Annotated in this window: 20 protein-coding genes; 4 read left to right on the top strand and 16 right to left on the bottom strand. The window is 64.7% G+C overall.

What is annotated here, in order from left to right; translation table 11 throughout:
* The 3 genes from BLS75_RS07565 to BLS75_RS07555 all read right to left on the bottom strand — a co-directional run.
* Positions 1-560: thiolase family protein (locus tag BLS75_RS07565; protein ID WP_275656348.1), on the bottom strand; the 560-nt coding region annotated here is incomplete at its 3' end.
* A gap of 11 nt (positions 561-571) precedes the next feature.
* Entirely contained in the window at positions 572-1,231 is a 660-nt protein-coding gene (locus BLS75_RS07560; protein WP_011060620.1) for a CoA transferase subunit B, read from the bottom strand.
* Positions 1,232-1,267: 36 nt separating this feature from the next.
* A complete protein-coding gene (locus tag BLS75_RS07555) occupies positions 1,268-1,966 on the bottom strand; it encodes a CoA transferase subunit A (RefSeq protein ID WP_011060621.1) in 699 nt (232 codons plus the stop codon).
* A 152-nt stretch (positions 1,967-2,118) separates the two neighbouring features.
* On the opposite strand from BLS75_RS07555, the gene BLS75_RS07550 reads away from it, so the two are divergent.
* Positions 2,119-3,021, top strand: coding sequence for a LysR family transcriptional regulator (locus tag BLS75_RS07550; RefSeq protein ID WP_015635104.1), 903 nt, complete (start codon positions 2,119-2,121; stop codon positions 3,019-3,021).
* A gap of 3 nt (positions 3,022-3,024) precedes the next feature.
* Here the strand turns inward: BLS75_RS07550 and BLS75_RS07545 are convergent, their stop codons facing one another.
* From BLS75_RS07545 to BLS75_RS07530, 4 genes are all read right to left on the bottom strand, one after another.
* Positions 3,025-3,867, bottom strand: coding sequence for an NAD-dependent protein deacetylase (locus BLS75_RS07545; RefSeq protein ID WP_072452448.1), 843 nt, complete (start codon positions 3,865-3,867; stop codon positions 3,025-3,027).
* Positions 3,868-3,978: 111 nt separating this feature from the next.
* Positions 3,979-5,610, bottom strand: coding sequence for a methyl-accepting chemotaxis protein (locus BLS75_RS07540; protein WP_072452446.1), 1,632 nt, complete (start codon positions 5,608-5,610; stop codon positions 3,979-3,981).
* A gap of 212 nt (positions 5,611-5,822) precedes the next feature.
* Complete coding sequence (locus BLS75_RS07535; protein WP_072452444.1) at positions 5,823-8,048, bottom strand: LTA synthase family protein; 2,226 nt, start codon at positions 8,046-8,048, stop codon at positions 5,823-5,825.
* Positions 8,049-8,324: 276 nt separating this feature from the next.
* On the bottom strand, positions 8,325-9,395 hold the full coding sequence (locus tag BLS75_RS07530; protein ID WP_072452442.1) for an AbrB family transcriptional regulator: 1,071 nt from the start codon (positions 9,393-9,395) through the stop codon (positions 8,325-8,327).
* Positions 9,396-9,529: 134 nt separating this feature from the next.
* Between BLS75_RS07530 and BLS75_RS07525 the strand changes: the two genes are divergently transcribed.
* Positions 9,530-10,441: a LysR family transcriptional regulator gene (locus BLS75_RS07525; protein WP_011060629.1), complete on the top strand. Its 912-nt coding sequence runs from the start codon at positions 9,530-9,532 to the stop codon at positions 10,439-10,441.
* 24 nt (positions 10,442-10,465) lie between these two features.
* Here BLS75_RS07525 and BLS75_RS07520 read toward each other — a convergent pair whose 3' ends face one another.
* The 4 genes from BLS75_RS07520 to BLS75_RS07505 all read right to left on the bottom strand — a co-directional run bounded on the left by BLS75_RS07520 (position 10,466) and on the right by BLS75_RS07505 (position 13,992).
* The gene (locus BLS75_RS07520) at positions 10,466-10,906 is read right to left on the bottom strand and encodes a CBS domain-containing protein (protein WP_011060630.1); all 441 of its coding nucleotides are present in this window, start codon (positions 10,904-10,906) and stop codon (positions 10,466-10,468) included.
* Positions 10,907-11,074: 168 nt separating this feature from the next.
* Complete coding sequence (solA, locus tag BLS75_RS07515) at positions 11,075-12,244, bottom strand: N-methyl-L-tryptophan oxidase (protein ID WP_072452440.1); 1,170 nt, start codon at positions 12,242-12,244, stop codon at positions 11,075-11,077.
* Between the two features lie 24 nt (positions 12,245-12,268).
* Entirely contained in the window at positions 12,269-12,793 is a 525-nt protein-coding gene (locus BLS75_RS07510; protein ID WP_072452438.1) for a DUF2867 domain-containing protein, read from the bottom strand.
* A 308-nt stretch (positions 12,794-13,101) separates the two neighbouring features.
* Positions 13,102-13,992: a LysR substrate-binding domain-containing protein gene (locus tag BLS75_RS07505; protein WP_072452469.1), complete on the bottom strand. Its 891-nt coding sequence runs from the start codon at positions 13,990-13,992 to the stop codon at positions 13,102-13,104.
* 135 nt (positions 13,993-14,127) lie between these two features.
* Between BLS75_RS07505 and BLS75_RS07500 the strand changes: the two genes are divergently transcribed.
* The gene (locus BLS75_RS07500) at positions 14,128-15,642 is read left to right on the top strand and encodes an MFS transporter (RefSeq protein WP_072452436.1); all 1,515 of its coding nucleotides are present in this window, start codon (positions 14,128-14,130) and stop codon (positions 15,640-15,642) included.
* Positions 15,643-15,892: 250 nt separating this feature from the next.
* Here BLS75_RS07500 and BLS75_RS07495 read toward each other — a convergent pair whose 3' ends face one another.
* The 5 genes from BLS75_RS07495 to BLS75_RS07475 all read right to left on the bottom strand — a co-directional run bounded on the left by BLS75_RS07495 (position 15,893) and on the right by BLS75_RS07475 (position 21,079).
* A complete protein-coding gene (locus tag BLS75_RS07495) occupies positions 15,893-16,990 on the bottom strand; it encodes a polyamine ABC transporter substrate-binding protein (protein WP_072452434.1) in 1,098 nt (365 codons plus the stop codon).
* A 139-nt stretch (positions 16,991-17,129) separates the two neighbouring features.
* Positions 17,130-18,026, bottom strand: coding sequence for an ABC transporter permease subunit (locus tag BLS75_RS07490; RefSeq protein ID WP_072452432.1), 897 nt, complete (start codon positions 18,024-18,026; stop codon positions 17,130-17,132).
* Complete coding sequence (locus BLS75_RS07485) at positions 18,023-18,904, bottom strand: ABC transporter permease subunit (protein ID WP_162865010.1); 882 nt, start codon at positions 18,902-18,904, stop codon at positions 18,023-18,025. Before BLS75_RS07485 ends, BLS75_RS07490 begins: the two co-directional genes overlap by 4 nt.
* 44 nt (positions 18,905-18,948) lie before the next feature.
* A complete protein-coding gene (potA, locus tag BLS75_RS07480; RefSeq protein WP_053150662.1) occupies positions 18,949-20,091 on the bottom strand; it encodes an ABC transporter ATP-binding protein in 1,143 nt (380 codons plus the stop codon).
* Between the two features lie 232 nt (positions 20,092-20,323).
* Positions 20,324-21,079 (bottom strand): gamma-glutamyl-gamma-aminobutyrate hydrolase family protein, encoded by a 756-nt coding sequence (locus tag BLS75_RS07475; RefSeq protein WP_011060638.1) that lies wholly within the window; start codon positions 21,077-21,079, stop codon positions 20,324-20,326.
* A gap of 266 nt (positions 21,080-21,345) precedes the next feature.
* Here BLS75_RS07475 and BLS75_RS07470 point away from each other — a divergent pair, with 266 nt between their 5' ends.
* Positions 21,346-22,722, top strand: a complete 1,377-nt coding sequence (locus BLS75_RS07470; RefSeq protein ID WP_072452431.1) for a glutamine synthetase family protein — start codon at positions 21,346-21,348, stop codon at positions 22,720-22,722.
* Positions 22,723-22,739 lie beyond the last annotated feature (17 nt).

Genomic DNA, 22,739 nt, shown 5'->3' with positions numbered 1-22,739 from the left:
GCGGCTTTGTGTTGGGAAGCGGCGGCGAAGGCGTCCTGGGCTTCACGGCTGATGCCGTATTTCTCCACCAGGTTCTCGGCGGTGATGCCCATGTGGTAGTCGTTGAAGGCATCCCACAGGCCGTCGCTGATCATGGAGTCGATCATCTGGCTGTGGCCCATGCGCAGGCCGGTGCGGGCGCCGGGCAGCACGTAGTTGGACAGGCTCATGTTTTCCTGGCCGCCGGCGATGATCACCTCGGCATCGCCGCAGCGGATGGCCTGGGCGCCCAGGTGCAGGGCCTTGAGGCCGGAGCCGCAGACCTTGTTCAGGGTCATGGCGGGTACCGCGTGGGGCAGGCCGGCCTTGATCGCGGCCTGGCGGGCGGGGTTCTGCCCGGCGCCGGCGGTGAGCACCTGGCCCATGAGCACTTCGTCGACCTGGGCCGGGTCGATGCCGGTCTGGGCCAGCAATTGGCGGATGACCGCGGCGCCCAAGTCAACGGCGGGAATGTTCGCCAGGGAACCCTGGAAACTGCCCACGGCGGTGCGGGTGGCGGCAACTATTACGACGTCTTGCATGATGGGGCTCCTCAGGCGAACTGCATTTCAGGCACGTGGTCCGGCACGATCAGCTTGCCGGCGGTCTTGCTGACGATTTCCTCGACGCTGACCCCGGGGGCGCGCTCCTTGAGGATGAAGGCGCCGTTCTCGATCTCCAGGTACGCAAGGTCGGTGAGCACGCGCTTGATGCACTGGGCGCCGGTCAGCGGCAGGCTGCAACGGCTGAGCAATTTGGATTCGCCGTCTTTCGAGGCGTGGGTCATGGTGACGATGATGTTCTCGGCACCGGCCACCAGGTCCATGGCGCCGCCCATGCCCTTGACCAGCTTGCCGGGGATCATCCACGAGGCGATGTTGCCCTGCACGTCCACTTCGAAGGCGCCGAGCACGGTCAGGTCGATATGGCCGCCGCGGATCATCGCGAAGGATTCGGCGGACGAGAAGATCGAGGCGCCGATGCGCGCGGTGACCGTCTGTTTGCCGGCGTTGATCATGTCGGCGTCGACTTCGTCCTCGGTGGGGAAGGCGCCCATGCCCAAGAGGCCGTTTTCCGACTGCAGCATGACTTCCATGCCGTCGGGGATGTAGTTGGCCACCAGGGTCGGGATGCCGATGCCGAGGTTGACGTAGAAGCCGTCCTGCAGTTCGCGGGCGACGCGCTGAGCCATTTGTTCGCGGGTAAGAGCCATGTTTGTTGTCCTTTTAGTCGGGCTGGGGAAGGGCGATCACTTGCGCACGGTGCGCTGTTCGATGCGCTTCTCGAAGGTGCCGCAGATGACCCGGTCGACGTAGATGCCGGGGGTGTGGATCTGCGTCGGGTCCAGCTCGCCCGGTTCGACGATTTCTTCCACTTCGACCACGGTGATCTTGCCGGCGGTGGCCGCCAGGGGGTTGAAGTTCTGCGCGGTGTGGCGGTAGACCACGTTGCCGAAGTGGTCGGCCTTCCAGCCCTTGACGATGGCGAAGTCACCGGTGATGGACTCTTCCATCAGGTAGGTGCGGCCCTTGAATTCGCGGGTTTCCTTGCCGTCGGCCACCGGGGTGCCGACGCCGGTGGCGGTGAAGAAGGCCGGAATGCCGGCGCCGCCGGCGCGCATTTTTTCCGCCAGGGTGCCCTGGGGGGTCAGTACCACTTCGATCTCGCCGCTGAGCAACTGCTTCTCGAACAGGGCGTTTTCACCCACGTAGGAAGCGATCACCTTGCTGATCTGGCGGTCTTCCAGGAGCACGCCCAGGCCGAAACCGTCGACCCCGCAGTTGTTGGACACCACGGTCAGGTCGCGGGTACCGCGGCGCTTGATCTCGGCGATCAGGTTTTCGGGGATACCGCACAGGCCGAAGCCGCCGGCGATCACGGTCATGCCGTCTTGCAGACCTTCCAGGGCTTCCTCGTAGGACGCCACGCGCTTGTCGAAACCTGCCATTTGCACCTTCCTCTTTCTTGTTCGTTGGCGGCTGGCCAGCCGTTTGCGGGCCAGTGTTGCGCTGCGGGATTGATTTGTTAAGTTGATTTTTAAGGTTGATTGATTGGAAAAGCAGCATAATCCAGGGCGGCATACACCCAAGAGAATGGCAGATGACGGTTAAACAGATACGGGCATTTCTGGCCGTGGCCCACAGTTTGAGCTTTGCCCTGGCCTGCGAACGGCTGCACCTGTCGCAGTCGGCCCTGAGCCTGACGATCAAGGCGCTGGAGGAAGGCCTGGGTGGGCGCCTGTTCACGCGCAATACGCGCAATGTGGCCCTGACCCCGGAAGGCGAGGCCCTGCTGCCCCTGGCGCGGCGTCTGATCGCCGACTGGGACAACGCCGAGGACGAACTGCGCCAGCGTTTCACCCTGCAGCGAGGCCGGGTGACCCTGGCGGCGATGCCGTCCTTTGCCGGCAACCTGCTGCCGCCGATCCTCAAGCACTTTCGGGCCCGCTATCCCCAGGTCAACGTCACGGTCAACGACGTGGTCAACGAGCAGGTGCTGGAGATGGTCCGTGATCGCGAGGTGGAGCTGGGGGTGGCGTTCGAGCCCCAGGACAGCACCTCGCTGGTGTTCACCCCGCTGTACATCGACCGCTTTGTCGCCGTGGTGCCCCGGGATTCGCCCCTGGCCCGGCGCAGCGAGATCGACTGGCAGGCGCTGTTGCAGGAGCCCTTCATCACCTTGCAGCGGCCGTCCACGGTGCGGGTGATGCTCGAAGATCACCTGCGGGCACGGGGCGTGCAACTGCCGGTGGAGTTTGAAAGCCACCAGTTGGCGACCGTGGGGCGCATGGTCGCCAGCGGCCTGGGGGTGAGTGCGGTGCCGGCGTTGTGCGCCCAGCAGATGCGCGAGCTGGGCGGGCACTGCCTGACCCTGCACGATCCGGTGGTGGAGCGGGCCATTGGTGTACTGACCAAGCCGGGGGACGAGCTGTCCACCGCGGCCCAGGCGCTGTTCGACATCCTGCGCGAGGAAAACCTCGGCCAGCGCCTGGCGCTACTCTGAGGCTCAACGCAGCAGGCGTTCGGCCAACTGGGGCAGCAACAGATCACAGGGCTCGCCGAGCTTGAGGTCCAGCAGCTCGTCGGCGCGGGTCTTGCCGAAGTTGATGGCCAGCAGCGGCTTGCCTTGCTCGGCCACGGCGCGGCACAGGCGGAACGCCGAATAGGCCATCAGCGACGAACCCACCACCAGCAGGCCTGCGGCTTCGTGCACGGCGCTCAAGGCACGGGCCGCGGTGGCCGCGGCCACGTTCTCGCCGAAGAACACCACATCGGGTTTCAATCGCGAGCCATTGCAGTAGGGGCAATGGGGCACCTGGAAGCGTTCCTCGAAGGCCGGGTCCAGCAGTGTGTCGCCGTCCGGCGCCTGCACCGCGTCAACGCCGGCCAGGTAAGGGTTGTGCGCCTCCAGTTGCTGCTGGATGGCCTCCCGCTGGCTGCGCTGGCCGCAGTCCAGGCACAAGACCCGCTGCAGGCTGCCGTGGAGCTCGATGACCTCCAGGCTGCCGGCCTCGTCGTGCAGGGCATCGACATTCTGGGTGATCACCCCGGCGATCCGGCCTGCGGCCTGCAATTGCGCCAACGCCTGGTGCGCGGCATTCGGCCGGGCCTGGCGAATGCGCGGCCAGCCGAGCATGGCCCGGGCCCAGTAGCGCCGACGGGCTTCGGGCTGGGCGAGGAATTCCTGGTACATCATCGGCTGGCGGCCACGGCGCACGCCCTCGCTGTCGCGGTAGTCGGGGATCCCCGACGGGGTGCTGATACCGGCGCCGGTGAGGACCATGAACGGCTTGCCGTGCAGGGCGGCGGCGAGTTGTTCGAGCGGCGGGGCAGTGGGGCGATCGATCATGGGCTGCGCTCGTCTGTAGAGGGGACGGTTATCAGGAATAAACGCAAAACCTTGGGGATGCCAGGGTTTTGCGTCGATGCCTGGGCGGTCGCCCCGGTGAGGGCTCCAGACCTACAGCCTGAACACGTTCACCTGCTGCTCCAGGTTCTGCGCCAGTTGTTGCAGGGAGCGGGCGGTCTCGGTGGTTTCTTCCACGGCCTGGCTGTTCTGCTGGGACATCTGGGCAATGCGCTCGACGTTGCGCGCCACATCCTGGCTGGCGGCGGTCTGTTCCCGCAGGGCCAGGGAGATCTGGTCCACCACCCGCACCACATTGCCGGAGGAGGTGCGGATATTGACGATCGCCTCGCCCGCCTGCTGGGCCTGTTCGACGCCGCTTTTCACCTGATTGACTCCGACGTCCATGCTGCTCACCGCTTCCCGGGTGCCCAGCTGGATCTTGTCGACCATCTCGGTGATCTCCTGGGTCGAATTGGCCGTGCGCTGGGCCAGCAGGCGCACTTCATCGGCGACCACGGCAAAGCCACGGCCTTGCTCGCCGGCCCGGGCGGCCTCGATGGCCGCATTGAGGGCCAGCAGGTTGGTCTGCTCGGCGATGCCCTTGATCACACTGACAATGCTGGAGATCTGTTCGGCATGCTGGCCCAGTTCACCGATCTGGGTGGCCGAAGCCTGCACGGTCTCGGCGATCAGGCGCATGCTGCCCAGGGTGTCCTGGATCACGCTGCCGCCTTCCTCGGACTGGCGCCCGGATTCGCTGGACAGGGCATGAGCGTCCCCGGCGTTGTCCGCCACATGGTTGATGCTCACCGTCAGCTCTTCCACCGTGGCGGCCATGGATGAGGCCGAGTGGGACTGTTCCTGGGCCGATGCCGAGAGCTGCAGCGAGGCACTGGAAATGCTCTGGGAGGCGCTCACCAGTTGCTCGGCTCCCAGCTTGATCTGGCTGATCATCGACCGCAGGCGTTCCTGCATGGCGGCGAATGCCTGCTGCAGCTCGCTGACTTCATCGCGCCCCTGGGTGCTGATGCGGTTGTCCAGGTGGCCGGCGGCGATGGCCTCGGCCACTTCCACGGACTGGCGGATGCGTCCCACCAGGTTGCTCGACAGCGACCAGGCAACGAGCATGGCCAGCAGTGCCGCCAGCATGCCGCCGCCGAGCAGGATCGCCAGGGCCGAAGCCTTGGCGTTGTCCATGGCCTGGCTGCGGGCGTCCTGCAGGCTTTTTTCCGCTTCGCGCAACTCACTGGTGAGCTGGCGCATGGCGTCCATCTTGGCCTTGTCGCGGCCGGCGCTGATCTGCTCGGCCATGGCGCTGGCCGGCTGAGTCCCGGCATTGATCGCCTGGCGCAGGGCCAGGTTGCCCTGGATGTCCTCGCGCAGCCACTGGTCGTGCAGGGCCTTGAGTCGCTCCAGGCGCGCCTGCTGCTCGGGGTTGTCGGCGGTGCTGCTCTTGATCCGGGCGTAGTAGTCGGTAAAGGCTTTTTCGCCTTGTTCCAGAGGTTCGAGGAAGCTGTCGCGACCGGTCAGGGCATAACCGCGCATGCCGGTCTCGATATTGATCAGGCTGCGCAAGAGGGCGTCGGACTGGTTCAGCACTTCATGGCTGTGGATGGTGCTTTTGACGCTGCTGCTGACTTGATCGAAGCCGCGCAGGGCCGCCAGCACCAGCAGCAGGAGGATCAGCAGGACGACGCCGAAACCGGCATAGAGCTTTTGCGAAATGCTCAGATTGGAAAACATAGGAAGGACCGCTCCTAAACCGTTGACTGAATGCTTCACAGGGGCGTGCCTCGATGAGGCAGCGTGATAGCTCAATGATGCTTAAATGACATCAACGGTCCGACTTTTCCTGTACAAAAAAAGTTTCATGTACAGGGAAATATTTTTGCGGGGCTTGTAGCAAGGCGCATCGAGCGTCGCCAGATAGGGCGACGCTCGACGTTTGGCGGGGCTTAGCTGGAGTGGGCGTTGCTGTCGTCTTCGGGCTCGACGCTCTCGCTCTGCCCCGGCAACTCGGTGATCACGCTGAAGTCGCTGACCTCCACCGCTCCCAGGCCATAGCCCAGCAGGTGGAAGGAGAAGGCCTTGCGGGTTTCCGGGTTGTCGAAACTGAAGTCCATCTGCAACGGCTGGTCGGGTGTGACCAGCATTTCTTCCGGCAGGCCCAGGGGCACGTCCTGTTCCAGTTCCTTGCCCTTGAGCAGGATGTAGGCATTTTGCTGCGGGTCGGCGGAGCGCACGGTGAAGCGCACCCGGGTCTGGGAGCCCTTGGGCATTTCCAGGTACTGGGCGCCGATCAGGTTGTCGGCCCAGTCGTCCTTGATCTGCGCCTGCAGCGGGATGATCGCCGGGCTGCCGAACTGGTAGTGCTGGTTCAGCGGCGACTGCAGCAGGCTGCGGTCCAGGTTCGCCGCACGCGCGCTGATCTGCCGGGCCCGCAGGCCGCTGTACTGGCCTTGCAGGCTGGCGCTGTCGGCGATGAAACCGGGGCTGGCGTAGTAGCGGCAGCGCTGTTGGAAGTCGCACTCGGTGAAGGTGCCCTGGCCATCGTGGTAGCGCAGCTTGCCGTTGGTGTAGGACATGATTTCCCGGCCCTGGGCATAGTCGCGCAACAGCGAGCGGCCACTGAGGCTGGCGGGCACCGGCAGGCCGAAGTAGTCCAGCACCGAGGCGCTGAGGTCGACGTGGCCGTAGGTGCCGGACTTGAGATGGGGCAGCAGGTCCTGGTCCGGGGCGAGCATCAGGTTGAAGCCCCAGGACGAAGCCAGGCGCACGCCGTCGATGCCGTGGGACTCATCGGAGGTAATGATCACCAGGGTGTCCTTGAGCACGCCCTTGCGCTCCAGGCCCGTGAGGAACTGGTCGATGGCGTCGTCCAGGTAGCCCACGGCGGCCTGCTTCGGCGTCTCATAGCGCTCCAGGTAGTCCTCGGGCGCCGAGTAGGGCTGGTGGGTGCCGACGGTCAGCAGGGTGAGCATCCACGGCTTCTTGTTCTTCTTCAACTGGTCGACGTAGCCCAGGGCGCCTTCGAAGAAGGCCTTGTCGTCCTTGCCCCAGGGGAACTCCAGGTAGTTGTCGTTCTTGAACCACTCCAGGCCATGGGTCGAATCGAAGCCGATGTGCGGCATGATCTTGTCCTTGGCCATGAAGCGCAGGCCGGCGCCCTGCAGGTAGTGGGTGTTGAAGCCGAACTTGTGCATCTGCGCCGGCAGGCAGGCCTGGTTGCGCTGGCTCTGGGTGAGCATCTCGACACCCTTGGGGGTGCCGTTGTCGAGCTTGTCGTAGTCGCCGCAGAGCATGGCGTACAGGCCGCGGATGGTCTGGTGGCTGTGCAGCACGTAGTCCGGGGTGTTCATGCCGCGCTCGGCCCAGGCGCTGAGCTTGGGCATCAGGTCTTCCTGGTAGCGGCTGTTCAGGGCTTCGCGGTTGGTGCGGATATAGGCCCCGGGAATGCCTTCGAGGGTGATCAGCAGCACGTTGCGCGCGCGGCCTGCGCTGGGCAGCAGCGGCTGGCCTTCCAGGTCCAGGCGGGTGAGCCCGGCCATGGGCGGTGGGACATCGGCGACGTCGCCTTGCAGCCAGTCCTCCACCTGCATCTGCGCCTGGCCGGTGGCGGTGGCCAGGGCCTGGTGGGGCAGGTTGAACAGTTGCCACTGGTCGGCTTCGCTGGGCTTGAGGTACTGGATGCCGCCGTGGGCCACCAGCAACAGCACCGGCAGGCTCCAGCTATGGCGCGGTAGTGCCGGGGGGCGCACCCCGCGGTGGGCGCGCTGGACCACCAGCCACAGCACCAGCCCCAGCAACAGCGCCAGGCCCAGGTCCGGGTGGGTCAGGCCGCCGCCGGTGGAGTTGCCGACAAACTGCGGGTCCACCAGGTAGTGCAGGTCGGCGAGGTTGGGCATGCGCCCCACGGCGCTTACCAGCTCGGCGCTGACCAGGGTCAGCAGGGCCCAGACCAGCAGCACCGGCAGCGCCAGCCACCAGGGCCGGCGGTACAGGAGTACGGTCAGCAGGCTGGCGCTGGCCAGGTCCGACAGATAGCCCAGCGGGTTGGACCAGCCCAGGGCCAGGCGCGCGCCCATGGGCAGCAGCAACAGCAGGCCGAACAGGGCGCACAGGGGGGCAAGAGGGTGTTGTAGGCAACGACGGATCAACTTCACAAATAACCTGCCTGTCATCAAATCTTCACGCAAATGTGCGCGATCTTAACAAGAGCTGACGGCAAGACGTTTCTTAATCGTCAAGGAAAGACCTGGGGGCAGGCTTTGCGAATCGCCCCCAAGAGGCTGTGGAATCCGTGCAAAGCCCCAGCCTGGAAGGCTGGCGGCGTGCAGGGGCAGGTTTCACACCGCTTGGATTTACTATTTCAGGTTGTTAAAAAAATGTGCCTTGGGTGCTGATGCCGATCAATCAAGGGCAAGCGCTGTAGGGGGCAGGGGAGCTTGCTCCGGCACCTATCGCGACCACTTGATGATCAGCCGGGCGAAAAACGCGCCGCTGACAATCACCGCGAACAGGCGCAGGGTCTGCATCGCCAGCACCAGGCCGACATCCGAATGGGTGTCCACCGCGATGATCGCCATGGCGTCCAGGCCGCCGGGGCTGGTGGCCAGGTAGACCGAGAGAAAGTCCTTGCCCATCCACAGGGCCAGCCCCCAGGCAGAGAGGGCACAGAGGGCGATCAGCAGCAGGGCGCCGCCGATCATCGCCGGCAGGTGGCCGAACACATAGCTCAGGGTCGGGCGGTCGAAGCGCAGGCCGATATAGCCGCCGATGGCGCCGTAGGCGCAGGCCAGCAGCCAGGACGGCAGGCTGATCTGCAACAGCCCGCTGACCTGCAGCGCGCCGCCCAGCAGCAGCGGCACCAGCAGGGCCCCGGCAGGCACCCGCGAACCCAGGAGCACACCGCAGACGATCGCCACGATGCTCAGGCCAACATTCAGCAGGCTCATGCCGTGCAGGGCCATCTGGCTGGCGTGGGCCTCGCTGCCGCTGGCCGGAGCGCCGATCCAGTGGCTGACGAGGGCCCCGACCATCACCACGCACACCACCCGCACGTACTGCATGGTGGCCACCACCCGTGAGTCGGCGCCGAACTCGTCGGCCATCGACACCATGGCCGAGGCCGCACCGGGCGCCGTGCCCCAGGCCGCGGTGCTGGCGGCAATCGCGCCGAAGCGCACCAGCACCAGGCCCACCAGGGCGCTGAGGCTGACGGTGAGCAGGGTGGCCACCAGCATCACGTGCCAGGACTGGAGCATGGCCGTGAGCACGGCGAGGGTCATGGAGTGGGCGGCGAGCATGCCCACCGAGCCCTGGCCCAGGCGAAACGCCAGGCGCGGCACGCGGATGCTGGCACCGCACACGCCAAACAGGATCGCCGTGAGCATCGGCCCGAGAAACTGCCCGGCGGGAATCGCCAGGTACTTGAGCAACTGGCCGCTGATGCCGGCCAGCAACAGCCAGGCCGGCCATTGCAGCGCCTGGGGCCAGGTATTCAGGGATAGACGAAGCGATGGCGACAAGGGACGACTCTCCAAGACGCTGGCCACTCCTGTTGCGGGAGCGGTAAAACCTGCGCCGGAGCAAATTATTGATAGCGCGATTGATCAAGTCCAGTTTCTAATTGTGATCAACTCATAACTATTGTTGATCGATCATGGACCTGCGCGACCTGACCTATTTCGACACCATCGCCGAGCTCGGCCACCTGGGCCGGGCGGCGCAGAAGCTCAACCGCAGCCAGCCGGCGCTGACCAAGAGCATCCAGCGCCTGGAGGAGTCCTTCGGCACCAAGCTGTTCGAGCGTGAAGGCCGCGGCATCAAGCTCACCGCCGTGGGTGAGTTGCTGCAGCGGCGCAGCCGGCAACTGCAGCAGAACATCGCCGAGACCCACCGCGAGGTGCGGGACTTCGCCAGCGGCGTGCTCGGCAACATCCGCCTGGGCTGCGCCGCCAGCATGGCCGAACACCTGCTGCCGCAGATGACCGCCACCTTGCTGGAGCGGGCCCCGGACATCACCTTGAACCTGGTGATCGGCCAGGACGACCTGTTGCGCGAGTCCCTGCGCTCCGGGCGCCTGGACATGGTCATCTGCCCGATGTTCGAAGGCGACCCGCACCTGAGCCACCACACCCTGTTCGAAGACCGGGCGGTGGTGGTGGCCAGCCGCGACCACCCGATATTCGCCACGCCCATGCGCCTGCGCGACTTGTGCGCCTACCGCTGGGTGCTGCCGGGCACCCGGGTGTCGGCGCGACGCTGGATCGACAACGTGTTCCAGAGCCATGAGCTGCCGCTGCCCTCGGTGCAGATAGAGACCAACACCATCTCCCTGTTGCCGCGGCTGATCGCCAAGACCGGGCTGCTGAGTTTTCTGGCCCGGGAAACCCTGGACGACTTCAAGGGCATTGCCCACCTGCGGGAAGTGCCCCTGGCGCAAACCTGCATGCGCCGCAGCATCGTGGTGCTGGTACGCGCCGAAGGCTACCTGTCGCCCGCAGCCCAGGCCCTGCTGGATCTGCTCAAGAGCGATGGGCGGCAATTCTTCACGGCGGGTGACGCCCTGTGAGCCAGGGCGGCGCAGGGCCTGGGGTCATTCGCCGCGGATGTACTGCTCCAGCTGGCGGATCAGGTCGGCCTGTTCGGCGATCGCTTCCTTGACCAGGTCGCCGATGGACAGCAGGCCCAGCAACTGGCCGTTTTCCACCACCGGCAGGTGGCGCAGGTGGCTGTCGGTCATGATGTTCATGCAGGTGTCCACGCTCTGGTGCGAGTCCACGGTGATTACCGGCGAGCTCATGATCGCGCTGACCGGGGTGCCCACCGAGGAGCGCCCGTGGAGCACCAGCTTGCGCGCGTAGTCGCGCTCGCTGATGACCCCGACCACCACGCCATTCTCCAGCACCGGCAAGGCGCCGACGTTTTTCTCGGCCATCACCATCAGCGCCTCCAGGACCATCTGGTGCGGGGCGATGGTGTGCACTTGCTGGTTGTGCTTGGCCTTGAGTTTCAGCAGTTCTGCGACGCTCTTCATGGGGCGCTCCGGTTGTTCTACGTGGGGCGGCGATGCGCCGCCCTGAGGGGTTTCTAAAGAATCGTAGAGACTCGGCCAACCAGCAAGGCTGAAAACGGCAGATAAACGGCGAAAAACGTCACCCCGAGGATTTTTTTCACCACGGCGCCGATAAAGGGGCCGTTGCCGTCAGTTGAAGCGGTGCAGGGAGAAACTGCTCAGGTCGATTTCGCTGCAACCGTCCACGTGCTGCTGGGCCAGGGCTTCGCCAATCGCCGCCGAATGCTTGAAGCCATGGCCGGAACAGGCGCTGACCACGGTGACATTGGCCAGGCGCGGGTGGCGGTCGATGATGAACCCCGAATCCGGGGTCACGGTGTAGGCACAGACACTGGCCTTCACCAACTCGGGGGCCAGCCCGGCGATATGGGGGGCGATCAGTTTGTGGAACAGGCGCTGGGCGTCGGCGCTGCTGGGCTGGCGGTCGAGGCTGTCCGGCTGGCTGCTGGCGCTGTACTGCTCGGTGGCGATCTTCACGCTGCCTTCGCCGGGAATCGGCGGGAAGCCGTAGCAGGCGTCCACGTCATCGGCGCTGTGGAGAATGAAGCTCGGGGAGCGGGCCGGGTAGCGCTCGGGCTCATCCAGGCGGAACCAGTACAGCTGCTGGCGGCACACCTGCAACAGCGAATCGAAGGGCGCCCCCAGCAACTGCGCCGACCACATGCCGGCGCTGACGATGACCTGTCGGGCAAACAGCCGCGAGCCGTCGCTGATGATGTGCACCCCGTCATCCTGGGCGTCCAGCTCCAGCACTGTCTGACCGGTGATCAGGGTTGCCCCCAGTTGCCGGGCCCGGGTCAGTTGCGCATCGATGCAGCGTTCCGGGCGGACAAAGCCGCCGCCGGGTTCGAAGTAGCCCCGGGCGCTGTCATCCAGCGGGGCGAACTGCGGGAAGCGCCGGCGGATCTCGGCGGCGTCCAGCTCCTGGTGCTCGATGCCATAGCGCCGGGCCAGCTCGATGCTGTTGTCGGTGAAGTCCCGGGCCTCTGCCGGGCGCTGCGGGTCGGTGCTGGCGGTCATCACCAGCACCCCGCATTGCTCGAACAACTGCACATCCAGCTCCGCCTCCAGTTCGCGCCAGATCTGCTGCGAGCGGACCGCCAGGGGCACGTAGGCCGCGCCTTCGCCCACCGCCTGGCGGGTGATGCGGGTGTCGCCGTGGCTGGAGCCCAGGTCGTGGGGCGGGGCGAAGCGGTCGATGCCCGCCACCCTTACCCCGCGCTTGGCCAGTTGATAGAGGGTGGCGGCGCCCATGGCGCCCAGGCCTACGACTACAACATCGAAATCCGGTGTGTGCACGGCAAGATCCTTGGGATGGAAGGCTCAGCAGTTATTGATAGTGGCCAGGGTCATGGGCGCGATGATCCGGTGGAACGGCGCCACCGGCAGCATGTACAGGCGCCCCAGGCGGTTGTGCGGGTGGACCACGGTGGACAGCACCACCGGGCGCCGGCCCTCGGCGTCCAGTGGCTGGCGGTTGAGCGACAGGTGCACGTCCAGGTGCTTGTCGCGGTCCACCACCAGCACCTCGTCAGGGCTCTGGGAAATCAGGGTGAAGATACCCACCCGGTCGCCGGGCTGGTAATCCTCGTCGGTGCGCGACAGGTCGATGCGGGTCAGGCGCCCCAGGTCCTTGAGGCCGAACAGCTGCACCACGCGGTTGCGCAGGCCCATCAGGCGGTCGATCCAGGCCGGGGTCTGGCTCATCAGGCACAGCAGGTGACGCATGGCGCTGCGTTCGGGGTCCTCGGCCAGGGTGCGGCGGCAGTCGATGAAGGTGGCACCCGGGGCCAGGGCCGCGATGCTGGAGTCATGGGGCAACGGGCAAGGGTGTACGGCAGACTTCATCGGTGCAGCTCCCTGAAAGTTGGCGGCTTTGGCTTCATGCCGATCAGCCACGCCAGAAGCCGCAAAAAATACCACTTCCTGAGGCGAGGAACTTGCTGTTGTGTAGCGGCCAGTTGCCGCTGGGCGAGGGTTGCCATTGCCAGGTGGCAGCGCGCAAGGATTCGGTGGTTATCCGCACTGCCCGGGCCGGAGTCAGCAAAAACACGCACGAAGTTGCAAGCAGGTCGAAGGGACCTGGGCCGACCATTGAACGGCGGAATTCGGTGGCACGCGGACTGAATTCCGCCAACGCAATGGCTGCTTGCCACTTAAGCCTGCTGGCGGACCGCGGCTTTTTCCCCTCTGACGGCCGGCTCGGCGTTCTGTAGCAGCAACTGACCGAACTCCTGGGCCGCCGCCGTCATTTCGCCGCTGCTCCAGGCCAGCAGGAAGCGCGCTCCGGGCAACCCCGGCAGGCCGTATTCACCATCGACGATGCGCAGGCCCGGGCGCAGGTCGCTGGCCATCTGCACGGTGACTCCGAGACCGGCGAGCACTGCCGTGCGAATGCCTTCCTGGCTTGGCGAGCTGAACGCCACATGCCAACGGGTGGCGCTTTCGCCCAGGGCATCAAGGCCGATCTGCCGATTGACGCAGGGGGCCGGCGCCAGGGCCAGGGGCAGCGAGGCGCCCGGGGCCAGGTCGAAGTGCTCGGCGGCGACCCAGACGAACCGGGCGCTGCGCAGCACGGTGCCGCTGTCGCGCCGCCCCGGCTCCGAGAGCACCACAGCCAGGTCCAGTTCCCCGGCCTTGAGCATCTGGCGCAGGTCCAGGTAGGTGCCAACGCTGACGTCCAGGCGCACCTCGGGAAAGGCTCGGGAAAACTGGCAGAGCAGTGGCGGCAGGCGCTCGCCCATAAAGGTCTCGGGCACCCCGAAGCGCACCACGCCACTCAGCCGCGATGGCTGGAAGCGTCGGGCCAGGGCGTCCAGGGCGGTGAGGATCTGTTGCGCGTGCTGCAGCACTTCCTGGCCGTCTTCGGTCAGGCTCAGGTGCCGGGTGGTACGCAGCAGCAGGGGCCGGCCCAGTTGCTCTTCCAGACGGCGGATCTGATGGCTGACCGCCGACTGGGTGAGGTTCAGGCGCTTGCCAGCACGGGTGAAACCGGCACATTCATGGACTGCGACCAGGGCCCGCAGCAGGGTGGGATCGATGTTCAAGGCAGGCTGCCATTCATGATGGAAATTGCTCAATCCTACAAAATCTAATCATTTCCGTCATTGAGTGGCGTTGCCCAGACTTGACCCCTCAGTCGCCCCTGGACGGGTGGCGACACCACTTGCGGACGACCCTCGATGCCTCAACCTTCTTTACGCAACACCCTGGCCCTGGCGGCGGTCTGCCTGGCCGCGCTGATGTTCGGCCTGGAAATCTCCAGCGTGCCGGTGATTCTCCCGGCCTTGGAAGACCGTCTGCAGGGTCGCTTTACCGACCTGCAATGGATCATGAATGCCTACACCATCGCCTGCACCGTGGTGTTGATGGCCACCGGCGCCCTGGCCGATCGCTTTGGCCGCAAGCGGGTGTTTGTCCTCAGCATCGCCGCCTTCGGTCTGGCCTCGCTGCTCTGTGGTCTGGCCCAGAACATGACGGCGCTGATCGCCAGCCGGGCCCTTCAAGGCCTGGCCGGGGGCGCGATGCTGATCACCCAGGTGGCGATCCTGTCCCAGCAGTTTCGTCAGGGCCGTGAGCGCAGCAGGGCCTTCGCCGCGTGGGGCGTGGTGTTCGGCATTGGCCTGGGGTTCGGGCCGATCATTGGCGGAGCGATCCTGTCGCTGTCCAGCTGGCCGTGGATTTTCCTGGTGCACGGGCCGCTGGCGCTGCTGACCCTGGGGCTTGCCGTGGCCGGGGTCGAGGAGGCCCGTCAGGCCCGGGCCGGCAAGCTCGATAGTGCCGGCATCGTGCTGCTGTCGCTGGCGGTGTTCGGTCTGACCTTTGTGCTGACCCAGGGCCCGACCCTGAGCCGCTTCAGCGCCCTGGCCGTGGTGCTTGCGACCCTGGGCTGCTTCGCTGCCTTTATCCGTGCCGAGCGCCGCAGCCGGCAACCGATGTTCGAGCTGGGGGTATTCAGGAACCGCCGGTTTTCCGGGGCGTTGCTGGGCTCCATGGGTATGAATTTCAGCTTCTGGCCGTTCATGATCTACCTGCCGATCTACTTCCACGGCGCCCTGGGCTACGACAGCCTGCACAGCGGACTGGCGCTGCTGGCCTATACCTTGCCGACCCTGATCCTGCCGCCCGTGGGTGAACGCCTGGCCCTGCGTTTCGAGGCCGGTTGGGTGATTCCTCTGGGGTTGTCCGGCATCGGCCTGGGCTTTGTGGCGATGTTTGGTGCCAGCCAGTGGGCCGTCAGCAGCGGTGTGCTCATGCTCCCCGGCGTGCTGCTGGCAGGGATCGGTCTGGGCATCTGCAATACGCCGGTGACCAATACCACCACTGGCTCGGTGCCCGTCGATCAGGCCGGCATGGCCTCGGGGATCGACATGAGTGCGCGGATGATTTCCCTGGCGCTGAACATTGCCTTGATGGGCTTGATCCTGGTGGCGGGGGTGGGCGCCTACCTGCGGCGTCACCTGAGTGGGGCGCTGGATGCCGGGCAACTGCGGGGTTGGGTGCAGCAGATTGCCTCTGGCAGCGGCTCTTTGGAAGCTTTGCCGTGGCTGGCGGAAGGTACGCCGCAGGCGGCCCTGGTCCATGGCTTTGGCTGGGTCATGCTGTACGGCGGCTTGAGTGTCTGGGGGCTGGCATTGTTCAGCCTGCTGATATTCGCCCCATGGCAGCAAAAGCCAGTGGAGTCGATCGCGCAGTAGCCGCTGCCGAGCGTTAGCGAGGCTGCGAAAGGGGCCGCAGGACCCTCTGTTGCCGGGATCGCCTATGTCGCTCCAGCCATTCGCGCCTGCGCCAGCGGCTGCAGGGAACGCAAAAAAGGCGCCCGAAGGCGCCAAGGATTCACCCCAACCGAGGGAGCCGGGTGAAGCCGTTCGCAGGAGTGTCGCGGTGGTAAGGCGCGACGTGAACGGAAAAAGGCGAGCGGTGCCCGCCAGCGGCGGGCAGCTTGAGTCATTTGCCCAGCTTGATCCTGGTCCAGCCGCGGTTCATCACGCGCTGGATGGCGATCGGCTGGTCCGGTACTGCGTAGAGGGTGGCCAGTACGGCCTGGGGCGGGTAGGACGCCGGGTCGTTGCGGATTGCTTCGTCCACCAGCGGCGTGGCCGCCGCGTTGGCGTTGCTGTAGCCCAGGCTGTTGGTGACCTCGGCGATGATGTCCGCGCGCATCAGGAAATTCATGAACAGGTAGGCGTTGTCGACGTTGGTGGCGTCCTTGGGGATGGCCATCATGTCGTAGAAGCTGCCGGCGCCTTCCTTGGGAATGCTGAACGCGACCTTCTCCTTGTTGCCGGCCTCTTCGGCGCGGGAACGGGCCTGCAGCACGTCGCCGGAATAACCCACGGCCACGCAGATGTTGCCGTTGGCCAGGTCCGAGATGTACTTGGAGGAGTGGAAGTAGGTCACCGAAGGACGGATCTTCATGAACAGGGCTTCGGCTTCGAGGATCTGCGCCTTGTCCTTGCTGGTCACCGGGTAGCCCAGGTAGTGCAGGGCGGCGGGGAGCATCTCGGTGGGCGAGTCGAGGAAGCTGATGCCGCAGGCCTTGAGCTTCTCGGCGTTCTCCGGCTTGAACAGCAGGTCCCAGGAGTTGGTCGGGGCGTCGGCGCCCAGGGCCGCCTTGACCTTGTCCGGGTTGTAGCCGATGCCGATCGAACCCCACATGTAGGGAAAGGCATGGGCGTTGTCCGGGTCGCTGGCGGAGGCGTTTTTCAGCAGCACCGGGTTGAGGTTCTTCCAGTTGGGCAAGCGGGACTTGTCCAGTTCCTGGTAGACCCCGGCCTTGATCTGCTTGGCCAGGAAGCTGTTGGACGGCACCACGATGTCGTAGCCGGACTTGCCGGTGAGCAGGCGCGCTTCCAGGGTTTCGTTGCTGTCGAAGACGTCGTAAGTGACGTGGATGCCAGTCTCGGCCTCGAACTTCTTCAGGGTGTCCGGGGCGATGTAGTCCGACCAGTTGTAGACGCGCAGCACTTTGTCGTTGGCTTGAGCGCCGGTAATCATTGCGCCCATCAAGGACAGTGAGAGCAGAGTCCTGCCAAGCATTTTCATCACTACAACTCCATTTCTTATTGTGCAGATTGCTGCGTGTGCAACTCGAGGGTTCGGGGTGAGCCTTTTTCGCCAGCAAGCTGGCTCCTACAGGTTTGGGTTATCCGTAGGAGCCAGCTTGCTGGCGAAGAGGCGATGGCTAGGCCGTCGCTGGTGCTCGTACAGCAGGTTTTTTCGCTGCCGGTGGCTGCCAGGATTCGTTGGCGGTGAAGTCCATGGCCTCCTGGATCGCCCGCTTGCGGGCGGCCTCGGCGCGACGGCCGAAGTACCAGACCAGGAAGGTCACCAGGGACACCGCCAGCAGGATCAGGCTGGCCACGGCGTTGATTTCCGGCTTGACCCCCAGGCGCACCGCCGAGAACACTTCCATCGGCAAGGTGGTGGAACCCGGGCCGGAGACGAAGCTGGCCAGTACCAGGTCATCCAGGGACAGGGCGAAGGACATCATGCCGCCGGCCGCCAGTGAAGGCGCGATCATCGGGATGGTGATCAGGAAGAACACCTTGAACGGTCGCGCTCCCAGGTCCATGGCCGCTTCTTCGATGGACAGGTCCAGCTCCCGCAGGCGCGCGGAGACTACCACGGCTACATAGGCTGCGCAGAATGTGGTGTGGGCGATCCAGATGGTGACGATGCCGCGCTCCATGGGCCAGCCGATCAATTGCGCCATGGCCACGAACAGCAGCAGCAAGGACAGGCCGGTGATCACTTCCGGCATCACCAGCGGCGCGGTGACCAGGCCGCCGAACAGCGTGCGGCCCTTGAAGCGGGTGACCCGGGTCAGCACGAAGGCCGCCAGGGTGCCCAGGGCCACCGCGGCAATGGCGGTGTAGCAGGCGATCTCCAGGGAGCGCATCACCGAGCCCATCAGTTGCTGGTTGTCCAGCAGGCCGACGTACCACTTGATCGACCAGCCGCCCCAGACCGTCACCAGCTTGGAGGCGTTGAACGAGTAGATCACCAGGATCAGCATTGGCAGGTAGATGAACAGCAGGCCCAGCACCAGCATCAGTTTGGAAAATTCGAAGCGTTTCATGCCCGTGCCTCCATCTCTTTGGCCTGGCTGCGGTTGAACAGCAGGATCGGGATAATCAGGATCGCCAGCATCACCACCGCCAGGGCGGAGGCCACCGGCCAGTCACGGTTGTTGAAGAACTCCTGCCACAGCACGCGGCCAATCATCAGGGTTTCCGGGCCGCCCAAGAGTTCCGGAATCACGAACTCACCCACCACCGGGATGAACACCAGCATGCAGCCGGCAATGATGCCGTTCTTGGCCAGGGGCACGGTGATTTTCCAGAAGTTGTTGAAGTTGCTCGAACCCAGGTCCGACGCGGCCTCCAGCAGGCTCTGGTCGTGCTTGACCAGGTTGGCGTACAGCGGCAGCACCATGAACGGCAGGTAGGCGTAGACCACGCCTATATAGACGGCGGTGTTGGTGTTGAGGATTTCCAGGGGCTGGCTGATCAGCCCGGTCCACATCAGGAAGCTGTTGAGCAGGCCGTTGTTGCTGAGGATGCCCATCCAGGCGTAGACGCGGATCAGGATCGCGGTCCAGGTCGGCATCATGATCAGCAGCAGCAAGACGTTCTGCGCCTCCTTGCTGGCCTTGGAGATGGCATAGGCCATGGGGAAACCCACCACCAGGCACATCAGGGTGCTCAGCAGGGCCACCTTCAGCGAACCCAGGTAGGCCGAGAAATACAGCTCGTCGCCGGCCAGCATGGCGTAGTTGCCGAGGTTCAGCAGCAGCTGGAATTTCTGTTCGGCGTAGCTGTAGATCTCCGAGTAGGGCGGAATCGCCAGGGCCGCTTCCGAGAAGCTGATCTTCATCACCAGGAAGAACGGCAGCATGAAGAACAGGAACAGCCAGAGGAAAGGAATGCCGATCACCAGCTTGCGACCGCTGGGCAGCATACGGAACAGCTTCTGATTGAAAGTGCTCATGGTCGATGTACTCATGCTCGCAGTACCACGCCGCTGTCGTCTTCCCACCAGACGTAGACTTGGTCATCCCAGGTTGGCCGCGAGCCGCGACGCTCGGCGTTGGCCATGAACGACTGGACGATCTTGCCGCCAGGCAGCTCGACGTAGAACACCGAGTGGCCGCCCAGGTAGGCGATGTCATGCACCTTGCCCTTGGACCAGTTGTAGCGGGCATCGGGCTTGAGGGTGGTGACCAGCATCTTTTCCGGGCGGATGGCGTAGGTCACCGACTTGTCCTGCACCGAGGTGCTGACCCCGTGGCCGACGTAGATCTGCTGCTCGAGGTCCGCGCAGTCGATGATGGCGTAGCCTTCCAGGTCTTCGGTAACCGTGCCGTCGAAGGCGTTGACGTTGCCGATGAATTCGCACACCAGGCGGCTCACCGGCGCTTCGTAGATGTCCACCGGGCTGCCGGTCTGGGCGATCCAGCCCAGGTGCATGATGGCGATGCGCTGGGCCATGGTCATGGCCTCTTCCTGATCGTGGGTCACCATCACGCAGGTCACGCCCACGCGCTCGATGATCTCCACCAGTTCCAGTTGCATCTGCGAGCGCAGCTTCTTGTCCAGGGCGCCCATGGGTTCGTCCAGCAAGAGCAGCTTGGGGCGCTTGGCCAGGGAGCGGGCCAGGGCCACGCGCTGGCGCTGGCCACCGGAGAGCTGGTGCGGCTTGCGCTTGGCGTACTGGGTCATGTGCACCAGCTTGAGCATTTCCTCGACCCGGGCGTCGATCTCGCTGGCCGGCAGGCGGTCCTGCTTGAGGCCGAAGGCAATGTTCTGGGCCACGGTCATGTGGGGGAACAGGGCGTAGGACTGGAACATCATGTTGATCGGCCGCTCGTAGGGCGGCATGTCGGTGATGTCCACGCCATCCAGCAGGATGCGGCCTTCGGTGGGGCGTTCGAAGCCGGCGAGCATGCGCAGCAGGGTGGATTTGCCGGAGCCGGAACCGCCCAGCAGGGCAAAGATCTCGCCTTGGTGGATCTCCAGGGACACATCGTCCACGGCCACGGTTTCATCGAACTTCTTGGTCACGCGGTCGATCTTGACCAGGACCTTCTGCGGGCTCGGAGTGCCTTCGAGGGCCTTGCGGTAAGTGCTGGAGGCGTTTGCCATGTGAAACTCCCAACAGGTGTCAGCAGCCCGATCAATTCGGCCGGGCCTAAAGGTTGATTGCCAGCCCGCAGTGAGTGCGGGCTGATTCGGCGCTGCCTCCCTGGCGGCCTGACGCTATTTGTTGTTGTGGTCTTGCCGTGTGTTGCTCACGCTGGACGACGGGCGCGCACAGGCGCGCTCGCCGCGGGGCAGGGCGTGATGAATCGTCTGGGTTATGGCCGCGGCCGGTGGTTCAGCGCCGTTGTGCGGCCCGTTGCCGGCAGGCGTCGCCAAAGGCCTGGAAGATCCGCAGGTAGGCCGGGTTCGACAGCACCTGCCATTCCGGGTGCCACTGCACGCCGAAGGCGAAGGCCTTGCTGTGTTCCACCGACAGCGCCTCGATCAGGCCGTCCGGGGCCACGGCCTCGACCCGCAGGCCGGGGGCCAGGCGGTCGACGCCCTGGCTGTGGATCGAGTTGACCTGGATCTCGCCGCCCAGGCCCATGGCCTCGAACACACCGCCGGGCTGGATCGCCACCGGGTGCGCCGGGGCGTACTGCACTTCGATGCGCGGATCGTCGGCTTCGCGGTGGTCCATGTAGCCCGGCAGTTCATGCACCTTCTGGTGCAGGCTGCCGCCGAAGGCCACGTTCATTTCCTGGAAACCGCGGCAGATGCCGAGCACCGGCACGCCGGCGGCAATCGCCGCGCGCAGCAGGGGCAGGGTGGTGGCATCGCGCTGCGGGTCGTGGGCGGTGCCCGGCTCGCTGGGAGTGCCTTGGTAATGGAAGGGTTCGACATTGGATGGCGAGCCGGTAAACAGCAGCCCATCCACTTGCCGCAGCAGATCGTCGATGTCGATCAGATCCGCCAGGGAAGGAATGATCAGGGGCAGGCCCTCGGCCGCGACGCTGACAGCACGCAAGTACTTGTCGCCGCTGACGTGGTAGGGGTGCAGGCCGATCTCTTTGACGCACGCAGTAACGCCGATCAATGGCTTGAATGCCATTTTTATCACCTCGAAATTCACGCTGGAACGAGTTTTTCCAGAGCTTATCCTCGTTGATTTTAATTAACAACTTCCATGTAAAAAATTCTAAACATTATCTGCTTGAAACCCGCAGGCGGCGCGGATTGCGCGGCGTATCGACCTTTAGTGAGGCAAAATAATTGACGAATGGTGGCTGCTGTTGGCTATTGACTCCGGTTTTTCTTTCGGGTTGACTGCTGGCGTGTCACAGCAGTGAACATAATAATTAACACAATAGGTGCATCATGTCGGTCCCCCCGCGTGCCATTCAACTCAATGAAGCCAATGCCTTCCTGAAAAAACACCCCGAGGTTCTCTACGTCGATCTGCTGATTGCAGACATGAACGGTGTGGTGCGCGGCAAGCGCATCGAGCGCACCGCGCTGCACAAGGTCTATGAGAAGGGCATCAACCTGCCCGCCTCGCTGTTTGCCCTGGATATCAACGGTTCCACGGTGGAAAGCACCGGCCTGGGCCTGGACATCGGCGATGCCGACCGCATCTGCTACCCGATCCCCGGCACCCTGAGCGTCGAGCCCTGGCAGAAGCGCCCCACCGCGCAACTGCTGATGACCATGCACGAGATCGAAGGCCAGCCGTTCTTCGCCGACCCTCGCGAAGTGCTGCGCCAGGTGGTGAGCAAGTTCGATGAGATGGGCCTGACCATCTGCGCCGCCTTCGAGCTGGAGTTCTACCTAATCGACCAGGACAACGTGAACGGCCGTCCGCAGTCGCCCCGTTCGCCGATCTCCGGCAAGCGTCCGCATTCCACCCAGGTCTACCTGATCGACGACCTCGACGAGTACGTCGACTGCCTGCAAGACATCCTCGAAGGCGCGAAAGAGCAGGGCATTCCGGCCGACGCCATCGTCAAGGAAAGCGCCCCGGCGCAGTTCGAAGTCAACCTGCACCACGTCAGCGACCCGATCAAGGCCTGTGACTACGCAGTACTGCTCAAGCGCCTGGTGAAGAACATCGCCTACGACCATGAAATGGACACCACCTTCATGGCTAAGCCTTATCCGGGCCAGGCGGGCAACGGCCTGCATGTGCACATCTCGATCCTCGACAAACAGGGCAACAACATCTTCGCCAGCGAAGACCCACAGACCAACGAAGCCCTGCGCCATGCCATCGGCGGCGTGCTGGACACCCTGCCGCAGCAGATGGCCTTCCTGTGCCCCAACGTCAACTCCTATCGCCGTTTCGGTGCGCAGTTCTACGTGCCGAACTCGCCGACCTGGGGCATCGACAACCGCACCGTGGCCGTGCGCGTACCCACCGGTTCTGCCGATGCGGTGCGCATCGAGCACCGGGTGGCTGGCGCCGACGCCAACCCTTACCTGCTGATGGCTTCGGTGCTGGCGGGCATTCACCACGGCCTGACCAACAAGATCGACCCGGGCGCGCCGGTTGAAGGCAACTCCTACGAGCAGAACGAACAAAGCCTGCCCACCAACCTGCGGGACGCCCTGCGCGTACTGGACGACAGCGAAGTGATGGCCAAGTACATCGACCCGATGTACATCGACGTGTTCGTGGCCTGTAAGGAAAGCGAGCTGGCGGAGTTCGAAAACTCCATCTCCGACCTGGAATACAACTGGTACCTGCACACGGTCTGATGACCGTGTCACTTCCT

It is taken from the genome of Pseudomonas sp. NFPP12, assembly GCF_900103205.1.
In the GTDB taxonomy this organism is placed as follows: Bacteria; Pseudomonadota; Gammaproteobacteria; order Pseudomonadales; family Pseudomonadaceae; genus Aquipseudomonas; species Aquipseudomonas protegens.
Note: the sequence above shows the minus strand (reverse complement) of the source record. Positions and strands in the feature narration are given on the sequence as shown.

Coding starts and splice junctions, on each gene's coding strand:
- BLS75_RS07525 (WP_011060629.1), top strand. CDS start 9,530: ATGGACCTGCGCGACCTGACCTATTTCGACACCATCGCCGAGCTCGGC.
- BLS75_RS07520 (WP_011060630.1), bottom strand. CDS start 10,906: ATGAAGAGCGTCGCAGAACTGCTGAAACTCAAGGCCAAGCACAACCAG.
- BLS75_RS07500 (WP_072452436.1), top strand. CDS start 14,128: ATGCCTCAACCTTCTTTACGCAACACCCTGGCCCTGGCGGCGGTCTGC.
- BLS75_RS07470 (WP_072452431.1), top strand. CDS start 21,346: ATGTCGGTCCCCCCGCGTGCCATTCAACTCAATGAAGCCAATGCCTTC.
- BLS75_RS07535 (WP_072452444.1), bottom strand. CDS start 8,048: ATGACAGGCAGGTTATTTGTGAAGTTGATCCGTCGTTGCCTACAACAC.
- BLS75_RS07545 (WP_072452448.1), bottom strand. CDS start 3,867: ATGATCGATCGCCCCACTGCCCCGCCGCTCGAACAACTCGCCGCCGCC.
- BLS75_RS07510 (WP_072452438.1), bottom strand. CDS start 12,793: ATGAAGTCTGCCGTACACCCTTGCCCGTTGCCCCATGACTCCAGCATC.
- BLS75_RS07555 (WP_011060621.1), bottom strand. CDS start 1,966: ATGGCAGGTTTCGACAAGCGCGTGGCGTCCTACGAGGAAGCCCTGGAA.
- BLS75_RS07490 (WP_072452432.1), bottom strand. CDS start 18,026: ATGAAACGCTTCGAATTTTCCAAACTGATGCTGGTGCTGGGCCTGCTG.
- BLS75_RS07475 (WP_011060638.1), bottom strand. CDS start 21,079: ATGGCATTCAAGCCATTGATCGGCGTTACTGCGTGCGTCAAAGAGATC.
- BLS75_RS07550 (WP_015635104.1), top strand. CDS start 2,119: ATGACGGTTAAACAGATACGGGCATTTCTGGCCGTGGCCCACAGTTTG.
- potA (WP_053150662.1), bottom strand. CDS start 20,091: ATGGCAAACGCCTCCAGCACTTACCGCAAGGCCCTCGAAGGCACTCCG.
- BLS75_RS07495 (WP_072452434.1), bottom strand. CDS start 16,990: ATGAAAATGCTTGGCAGGACTCTGCTCTCACTGTCCTTGATGGGCGCA.
- BLS75_RS07540 (WP_072452446.1), bottom strand. CDS start 5,610: ATGTTTTCCAATCTGAGCATTTCGCAAAAGCTCTATGCCGGTTTCGGC.
- BLS75_RS07560 (WP_011060620.1), bottom strand. CDS start 1,231: ATGGCTCTTACCCGCGAACAAATGGCTCAGCGCGTCGCCCGCGAACTG.